Here is a 9,203-nt window from a genome sequence, read left to right as displayed (position 1 = left end):
CCCGTCGCCTTGGAGCCGTGGGACGTCACTGGTCGGTGTCGGCCTTCTTGTCGTCGTCCTCGCCCTCGATCACGGGGATGAGGGAGAGCTTGCCGCGGGAGTCGATCTCCGCGATCTCGACCTGGACCTTGGCGCCCACGCCGAGCACGTCCTCGACGTTCTCCACGCGCTTGCCGCCGGCCAGCTTGCGGATCTGCGAGATGTGCAGCAGTCCGTCCTTGCCGGGCATCAGGGACACGAACGCACCGAAGGTGGTCGTCTTCACGACGGTACCCAGGTAGCGCTCGCCGACCTCCGGCATGGTCGGGTTGGCGATGCTGTTGATCGTGGCGCGGGCGGCCTCGGCCTGCGAGCCCTGGGCGGCACCGATGTAGATGGTGCCGTCGTCCTCGATCGTGATGTCGGCGCCGGTGTCCTCCTGGATCTGGTTGATCATCTTGCCCTTGGGGCCGATGACCTCACCGATCTTGTCGACCGGGATCTTCACGGTGATGATCCGCGGCGCGTTCGGGGACATCTCGTCCGGGGTGTCGATCGCTTCCATCATCACGTCGAGGATGTGGAGGCGGGCGTCACGGGCCTGCTTGAGGGCGGCGGCCAGGACGGAGGCGGGGATGCCGTCCAGCTTGGTGTCGAGCTGGAGGGCGGTCACGAACTCCTTGGTGCCGGCGACCTTGAAGTCCATGTCGCCGAAGGCGTCCTCCGCACCGAGGATGTCGGTGAGGGCGACGTAGTGCGTCTCGCCGTTGATCTCCTGGGAGATCAGGCCCATGGCGATGCCGGCGACGGGGGCCTTGAGCGGCACACCGGCGTTCAGCAGCGACATGGTGGAGGCGCAGACCGAGCCCATGGACGTCGAACCGTTGGAGCCGAGGGCCTCGGACACCTGACGGATCGCGTACGGGAACTCCTCGCGGGTCGGCAGCACCGGCACGATGGCGCGCTCGGCGAGGGCGCCGTGGCCGATCTCGCGGCGCTTGGGGGAGCCGACGCGGCCGGTCTCTCCGACGGAGTACGGCGGGAAGTTGTAGTTGTGCATGTAGCGCTTGCGGGTCACCGGGGAGAGGGTGTCCAGCTGCTGCTCCATGCGGAGCATGTTGAGGGTGGTGACGCCCAGGATCTGGGTCTCGCCACGCTCGAACAGCGCGGAGCCGTGCACCCGCGGGATGGCCTCGACCTCGGCGGCCAGGGTGCGGATGTCGGTGACTCCGCGGCCGTCGATGCGCTTCTTCTCCTTGATGACGCGCTCACGGACCAGGGACTTGGTCAGCGAGCGGTACGCGGCGGAGATCTCCTTCTCGCGGCCCTCGAACTCCGGCAGGAGCTTCTCGGCGGCGAGCTGCTTGACGCGGTCCAGCTCGGCCTCGCGCTCCTGCTTGCCGGCGATGGTGAGCGCCTGGGTGAGTTCGGGGCGGACGGCGCCGGACAGCGCCTCCAGGATGTCGTCCTGGTAGTCCAGGAAGACCGGGAACTCGCCGGTCGGCTTCGCGGCCTTGGCGGCGAGGTCGGCCTGGGCCTTGCAGAGGACCTTGATGAAGGGCTTCGCGGCATCGAGACCGGCGGCGACGACCTCCTCGGTGGGGGCCTCGGCACCGCCCTCGACCAGCTTGACGGTCTGCTCGGTGGCCTCGGCCTCGACCATCATGATTGCGACGTCGCCGTCCTCCAGGGCGCGGCCCGCGACGACCATGTCGAAGACGGCGTCCTCGAGCTCGGTGTGCGTCGGGAACGCGACCCACTGGCCGCCGATCAGCGCGACGCGGACGCCGCCGATCGGGCCGGAGAAGGGCAGGCCGGCCAGCTGCGTGGACGCGGAGGCGGCGTTGATCGCCACGACGTCGTACAGGTGGTCGGGGTTGAGCGCCATGATCGTGGCGACGACCTGGATCTCGTTGCGCAGGCCCTTCTTGAAGGACGGGCGCAGCGGGCGGTCGATGAGGCGGCAGGTGAGGATCGCGTCCTCGGAGGGCCGGCCCTCCCGGCGGAAGAAAGAGCCGGGGATCTTGCCGGCCGCGTACATCCGCTCCTCGACGTCCACCGTGAGGGGGAAGAAGTCGAGCTGGTCCTTGGGGTTCTTGGATGCGGTGGTGGCCGACAGCACCATGGTGTCGTCGTCCAGGTAGGCCACGGCGGAGCCGGCGGCCTGACGGGCGAGGCGGCCCGTCTCGAAGCGGATGGTGCGGGTACCGAAGGAGCCGTTGTCGATGACGGCCTCGGTGTAGTGGGTCTCGTTCTCCACCAGTGGGTTCTCCGTTACTTGTCGTCTTTTGTCCCGCCTCGCCCGTGTGGCGGGGGGACGGGTGGAGAAGCGCGCCGTCTGGTGCGGGCCGGTCTTCGATCGAAGCTCCCGGGTTCATTCACCCGGGGGCCACTACCGAGGACCGGCGGCGGCGAGGTGCGCTTCCCCTCGTACGTCGGGACGTCCGGGGGACGTCGGGGTGGTGCCGGTGACGGCCGCGACCTGGTGCGGTACCGGTCGTCACAGCGAGTCGGTGCTCTTGCGTTGTGCTACCACACTACAAAGACGTGGTGACACTCCGCACGTACAGCAAAAGGAGCGGTCCCCTTTTCCCAGGGGAACCGCTCCCGTCACGGCGTCTTACTTGGCGCCCGCCGCACCACGACGGATGCCGAGGCGGTCGACCAGCGCACGGAAGCGCTGGATGTCCTTCTTGGCGAGGTACTGCAGCAGCCGGCGGCGCTGACCGACCAGGATGAGCAGACCACGGCGGGAGTGGTGGTCGTGCTTGTGGGTCTTGAGGTGCTCCGTCAGGTCGGAGATCCGACGGGACAGGAGAGCGACCTGGACCTCGGGGGAGCCGGTGTCACCTTCCTTGGTGCGGAAGTCGGCGATGATCTGGTTCTTCGTAGCGGCGTCGAGCGACACGCGTACTCCTCATGGTCTGTGACTGGCCACCGAGCGCCCCCGGTCTTCACCTCGGGGGATCTTCCATGACTCGGAAGGCGGGATCCGCAGGGCGCGGCCTCCGGAGCGGTACTCCGAGGGTGCGTACACATACGGCCGTCACTCAGGGTACCAGCCGGCGACAGGCCTCCTCACCACGGTCCACGGAACCGCCCAGGTGGGACGCGGGGTGCCACTAATGTGAGCGCTCGTAACCAGTCCATCGGACCAGTCATAGGTCGGGAAGGGGTCGCTGCGACATGGCGGAGACGGCTGAGGAGATCAAGGCACGCAAGGAGCGGGAGAAGGACGAGCTCTACGCCCTCGACATCTCCGGCGTCGAGTGGCACAGCGCGCCGGGCACCGAGGAGCACGAGGAGCGGGTCGAGATCGCCTACCTGCCCGACGGCGCGGTGGCCATGCGGTCCTCCCTCGACCCGGACACGGTGCTGCGGTACACGGAGGCGGAGTGGCGTGCGTTCGTGCTCGGCGCGCGGGACGGCGAGTTCGACCTGGAGCCGGCGCCGGGGACCGGCGGGGCGGGCGCCGCGGGGACAGCGGCCGAGGCCGCCGAGTAGGCCGAGCAGTCCGAGATCGGTTCGGTGCTCCGGACCACTCCCGATCGAGGTGACCGCCCGTGGATTCTTCTCCCATGGGCGGTTTCTTTCATTGTGCAGTGACTGTGTACGCCCCTTGACAGCAACGGGTGTTGTGGGTGGCACTGGCTGAGGGGTGGGCAGGGCTGACGGGGCAGGGCTACCCGTGATTAGGCTGGTACCCGACGCGACACCGGAACACCCGCGAACCGGGTGTCGGCGTCGCAGGCCCGGGGGAGGCCGGTTCGGACGATGTCGTCCTCATGCAGGACCAGTTCGGACCACTGCAGGTGGTCGCCCCAGCACAGCACGACGGCACAAGGGTGCTCGACCAGACCAGGAGGAACTGTGGGCAGCGATCGGGACGGGATCCGCGGGGGCTGGGCAACACCCGGCGATGACCAGCCCGATGCGGAGTCCGCCGTCGAGACGACGGGCGAGTTCACCATCGACTACGCGCCGCCGGCCTGGTACACGCAGAACGCTTCGGGGAGTTCGGAGTCAAGGTCGGAGTCGGGGTCGAGGTCGAGGCCGGAGTCGGGGGCCGACGCCTCGCCCTCTCCTCCCGTTTCCCCAGGGCGTGTTCCGCCGTTGCCCGGGTTGGCTCCGCCGCCGCACGCGGTCGGCGCTTCGGGGCCTTCCTCCCTTCCGGCGCCGGCGCCGGGGGCGCCTTTCACCCCGCCCGCGCCCGCTCCCGCGCCGGGTGCTCCCTTTACCCCGCCGGCTCCCACGCCGGGAGCGCCGTTCACGCCGCCCGCTCCGCCGTCCGGGGGACCGGGCGCCGTACCGCGGCTTCCGGTGGGCAGCGGGTTCGAGCCGGAGCCTCAGTCGGCGTCCACGCCGGAGCCGGGCTCTGTTTCCCCCGCGGCCGTGCCGGATCTTCCGGTCAGTGGGGTCGGCCGGGACTCCGGCAGTGGTGACCTCGAGAGCGGTGCCACCCTCCGCTTCTCCGCCGCCGCGCTGAAGCGGGAGATCCAGGACCGTGAGGCCGAGGCCGCCGAGCCCGAGGCGGACGCGCAGCCGGAAACACGGCCGGAGCCCGCCGACGACCAGGACCTGACCGGCGACGGCGAGCGCGCCGGAGACGCTGGCGAACTCAAGGACCACGTCCAGGACGACGTCCAGGACGTCGAGCCCTCCGTCGCCTCCCTTACGTCCGTCCCCTTCGCTGCTGACGGCTCTGAGGACGAGGACACCGACATCGCCGACGCCTCCGAATCGTCCGCGGATGCCGACGAAGGCGACGAGCACGCCACGAACGACGACTTCGACGAGCCCGAGGCGGAGTCGGAGTCGGAGCCCGGGGCGGACACCGAGCCCGGGGCGGACACCGAGGCCGAGGCGGACGCACCCGGACCCGAGGACGCGAAGCCGGTGGACGACGAACCGGTGGACGACTCGGCGCCCTCCGCACCCGGCGCGGTCGGCGTGCCCGAGGACTCGGTACCTGCCTCGTCCGACACCTCGGCCTCGGTGGCCTGGACTCCCCCGGCACCGCCGGTCGTGCCGCCCCCGTCGCACCCCGCCGCGCCGACACCCGCGAGCCAGTGGCCGGCACAGCCGCAGCAGTCGCCGCAGGCTCCCGCAGCGCCCCCGGCACCGGTCGTTCCCGAACCGGCGCAGCCGGAAGACGCGAGTGTGTCTGCCCAGCAGCCGCAGCAGCCTCCCTTCTTCCAGCCGCAGGCGCAGCCCGCGCCCGCCGCCTGGAACGCGCCGGACGGACCGATGCCACCGCACCCGGTACCCGCCCCGCCCACGCAGCAGCCGCAGCCGCAGCCGCAGCCGCAGCCGCAGCCGCAGCCGGTGCAACAGCCCGCTCCGCAGGCCGGATACGGCTTCCCCCAGCCGGGCGCTCCCCTCCCCGGCCCGCAGGCCGGTTACGGCTTCCCGCCCGCCGGTCCCGCCCCGACTCCCCCGGCCCAGCCGGGTGGTTACGGCTTCCCGCAGCAGCCGCCGGCACCGCAGGAGCACCCACAACAACCCGTACCCCCGCAGGCACAGCAACAGCCCGGCATGCCTCCACAGGCACAACCGCAGGCCGCGCAGCAGGGGTTCCCCCTCCAGCAGCCCCAGGCCGCGCACGCCGGCGCTCAGCCTCCGCACACCGCACCTCAGCCCCCGCAGGCCGGCCGGCCGCCGCAGCCGCCCGTCGATCCGCGTGCCGGGGCCGCCTGGCCGCAGCCCATCCAGCACGACCAGCGGCAGCCGACCAACCCCGGTGCCGCGCCGCTCGGTTACACCGCGGCTGTGGAACTGTCGTCGGACCGGCTGCTCAACAGCAGGAAGCAGAAGGCCAAGAGCAGCCGTCCCGCGGCAGGCGGGTCGCGTTTCAAGCTGGGCGGAAAGAAGGAGGAGGCCGAGCGGCAGCGGAAGCTGGAGCTGATCCGCACTCCGGTGCTGTCCTGCTACCGGATCGCCGTGATCAGCCTCAAGGGCGGCGTCGGCAAGACGACCACGACCACCGCGCTCGGCGCCACCCTCGCCAGCGAGCGGCAGGACAAGATCCTCGCGATCGACGCCAACCCAGACGCCGGTACGCTCGGCCGCCGGGTGCGGCGGGAGACCGGGGCCACCATCCGTGACCTGGTGCAGGCGATCCCGCACCTCAACTCGTACATGGACATCCGGCGGTTCACCTCGCAGGCGCCCTCCGGTCTGGAGATCATCGCCAACGACGTCGACCCCGCCGTCTCGACGACGTTCAACGACGAGGACTACCGGCGGGCGATCGAGGTCCTGGGCAAGCAGTACCCGATCATCCTGACCGACTCCGGTACGGGTCTGCTCTACAGCGCCATGCGCGGGGTGCTGGACCTGGCCGATCAGCTCATCATCATCTCGACGCCGTCCGTGGACGGTGCGAGCAGCGCCAGCACGACGCTGGACTGGCTGTCGGCCCATGGGTACGCGGATCTCGTCTCGCGGTCACTCACGGTCATCTCGGGTGTGCGCGAGACCGGAAAGATGATCAAGGTCGATGACATCGTGTCGCACTTCCGGACCCGGTGCCGCGGCGTGATCGTCGTACCGTTCGACGAGCACCTTGCCGCAGGTGCGGAGGTCGACCTCGACATGATGCGGCCGAAGGTGCGGGAGGCGTACTTCCACCTCGCGTCGATGGTCGCCGAGGACTTCGTCCGGCACCAGCAGTCGCACGGTCTGTGGACCTCCGACGGCAACCCGCCGCCGGTCGCCGCCCCGCCGCTGCCGGGCCAGTACGTCCCGGGCCAGTACGTCCCGGGCCAGCCCTACCCGGGCCAGCAGGCACCGCACCCCCCACAGGCTCCTCACCCCCAGCAGCAGCCGCCCGGCCAGCCGTACGCCCCGCCCCCCGCGCAGCCCGGCCAGGGATACCCGCAGGCCGCCCCGTACCCCCAGCCGCCCGGCTACGGCTATCCGCAGCCGGGCGGGCCGGATCAGTACGGCCGACCCGGTCACCCCGGCGGCAGGCGGACGCCGCCTCCGCAGGCGTCGCCTCCGCGGCAGTAATTGCCGCGCATGTCACCCGATCGGCCCCTTTCGAGGGGCCGATCCCGTTTCGGCCCGCACCGTTCGTACGCGGTGCGGGCCGTCCCCGCTTCCGGGTCGCATCCCGGCGTCAGGCGCTGACCAGGAGCACTTCAGTGGTCTCGACCACTGAGCGCAAAGTGCTCGCCAATTCGCTGTTTCTGCAGGCCATATGGGGTACGCGCGCCGTTGACGGCTACAGATGTCGCTGGTAAACACTCAGCACTCACCTGATCACCCCGTCCTTCCCGTGCGAGTGATGACGCGAGGTCAGCGACCTATGGACACGAATGTTCAGTACGGCGGGCACCACGGCGTCAGACGTTCCCGCACCCGGCACCGGGCCCGTACCCGGGGTGGTGCGGTCCCCCGCCGTGTCCGGCTCGCCGCGGCGGCCGGTGCGGCCGCGCTCGCCCTCACCGCCGGGCTCGCGACCCCCCTCGATCCGGCACCGCGGCAGGCTCAAGCGGCCGGCGACGGCAAGCGGACGCTGACCGTCGCGGTGGCGCAGAGCGTCGATTCGCTCAGCCCGTTCCTCGCGGTGCGGTTGCTCAGTACGAGCATTCACCGGCTCACGTACGAGTATCTGACCAACTACGACCCCGAGGACAACCATGTCGTCCCGGGGCTGGCCACCCAGTGGGAGTCGTCCCCGGACAAGTTGACGTGGACGTACACCATCCGCTCCGACTCGAAGTGGTCGGACGGGGAGCGGGCCACCGCCGAGGACGCGGCGTGGACGTTCCGCACGATGATGACCGACGAGGGCGCGGCCACGGCGAACGGCAGCTTCGTCGCCAACTTCGAGGAGGTCACGGCACCGAGCCCGACCGAGCTGGTCATCCGGCTGAAGAAGCCGCAGGCCACCATGACGGCGCTGGACGTGCCCATCGTGCCCAGGCATGTGTGGGAGAAGGTCGACGACTTCTCGAAGTTCAACAACGACAAGGACCTCCCCGTCGTCGGCAACGGGCCGTTCGTCCTCACCGACTACAAGGCCGACAGCTATGTGCGGCTGGAGGCCAACAAGGACTTCTGGCGCGGGGCGCCGAGGTTCGACGAGCTGCTCTTCCGGTACTACAAGGACCAGGACGCGGCGGTGTCGGCGCTGCGCAAGGGTGAGGTGTCGTTCGTCGCCGGGTCGCCGTCCCTGACTCCGGCCCAGGCGGCCTCGCTCCAGAACGAGAAGGACATCAAGGTCAACGATGCGCCCGGCCGCCGCTTCTACGCCCTCGCCACCAACCCGGGGGCGAAGGCGAAGAACGGCGAGAAGATGGGCGACGGGCATCCCTCGCTGCTGGACCAGCGGGTGCGCAACGCACTGTTCATGGCGGTCGACCGGAAGGCCGTCGTCGACAAGGTGTTCCAGGGCCACGCGGTGAACGGCGCGGGTTACATCCCACCGCGCTACGCAAAGTACTTCTGGGAGCCGTCGGCCGGCCAGGAGCTCGCGTACGACCCCGAGAAGGCGGCCCGACTGCTCGATCGGGCGGGCTTCAAGAGGAACGGGGACGGCAAGCGTGCCGGCAAGGACGGCAAGCCGCTGAACTACCGCATCCTGTGTCACGCCACCGACCCGAACGACAAGGCCATCGGCAAGTACCTCGAGGAGTGGTGGGGCGCTCTCGGCATCGGGGTCACGCTCAACTGCCTGGACAACGTGACCGATCCCTGGCTCGCCGGTGAGTACGATCTCGCCTTCGACGGCTGGTCGGTCAACCCCGATCCCGACTTCGTCCTGTCGATCCACACCTGCGGGGCGCTCCCGGCGACACCCGAGGACACCGGCGCGACCGACAACTTCATCTGCGACAAGAAGTACGACGGGCTGTACGCACAGCAGTTGGCCGAGTACGACCCCGCCGAACGGGCGAACATCGTCCAGCAGATGGAATCACGGCTGTACGACCTCGGGTACATGAACGTCATGGCGTATCCGAACGCGGTCGAGGCGTACCGCACCGACCAGATCGAGTCGATCACCACGATGCCCTCCAAGGCGGGCAACATCTACGGTCAGGACGGCTACTGGAGCTGGTGGTCCGCGGTGCCCGCGGAATCCGGTGAGGATTCCGGCAGTTCGTCGTCGACGGGTGTGGTCGTCGGGATCGTCGCGGGTGTCGTCGTCCTCGCGGGCCTCGGGGTGTTCGTGGCGATGCGGCGGCGGGCCACGGCCGAGGACCGCGAGTAGACGG

The 9,203-nt window shown here is 70.0% G+C and carries 5 protein-coding genes; 3 read left to right on the top strand and 2 right to left on the bottom strand.

The window, feature by feature from the left end; translation table 11 throughout:
- Positions 1 to 25: 25 nt before the first annotated feature.
- Positions 26 to 2,239, bottom strand: coding sequence for a polyribonucleotide nucleotidyltransferase (locus ACFP2V_RS13465; RefSeq protein ID WP_381210562.1), 2,214 nt, complete (start codon positions 2,237 to 2,239; stop codon positions 26 to 28).
- A 360-nt stretch (positions 2,240 to 2,599) separates the two neighbouring features.
- On the bottom strand, positions 2,600 to 2,887 hold the full coding sequence (rpsO, locus tag ACFP2V_RS13460) for a 30S ribosomal protein S15 (protein ID WP_042168273.1): 288 nt from the start codon (positions 2,885 to 2,887) through the stop codon (positions 2,600 to 2,602).
- Positions 2,888 to 3,165: 278 nt separating this feature from the next.
- Here rpsO and ACFP2V_RS13455 point away from each other — a divergent pair, with 278 nt between their 5' ends.
- The 3 genes from ACFP2V_RS13455 (at position 3,166) to ACFP2V_RS13445 (ending at position 9,199) form a co-directional block, all read left to right on the top strand.
- Complete coding sequence (locus tag ACFP2V_RS13455; RefSeq protein ID WP_381210559.1) at positions 3,166 to 3,483, top strand: DUF397 domain-containing protein; 318 nt, start codon at positions 3,166 to 3,168, stop codon at positions 3,481 to 3,483.
- Between the two features lie 366 nt (positions 3,484 to 3,849).
- Positions 3,850 to 6,990, top strand: a complete 3,141-nt coding sequence (locus ACFP2V_RS13450) for an SCO5717 family growth-regulating ATPase (RefSeq protein WP_381210557.1) — start codon at positions 3,850 to 3,852, stop codon at positions 6,988 to 6,990.
- A gap of 298 nt (positions 6,991 to 7,288) precedes the next feature.
- Positions 7,289 to 9,199 (top strand): ABC transporter substrate-binding protein, encoded by a 1,911-nt coding sequence (locus ACFP2V_RS13445; protein ID WP_381210554.1) that lies wholly within the window; start codon positions 7,289 to 7,291, stop codon positions 9,197 to 9,199.
- The last annotated feature ends 4 nt before the right edge of the window (positions 9,200 to 9,203 follow it).

Origin of the sequence: Streptomyces incanus (assembly GCF_042656345.1) — a bacterium.
Lineage (GTDB): Bacteria > Actinomycetota > Actinomycetes > Streptomycetales > Streptomycetaceae > Streptomyces > Streptomyces incanus.
Note: the sequence above shows the minus strand (reverse complement) of the source record. Positions and strands in the feature narration are given on the sequence as shown.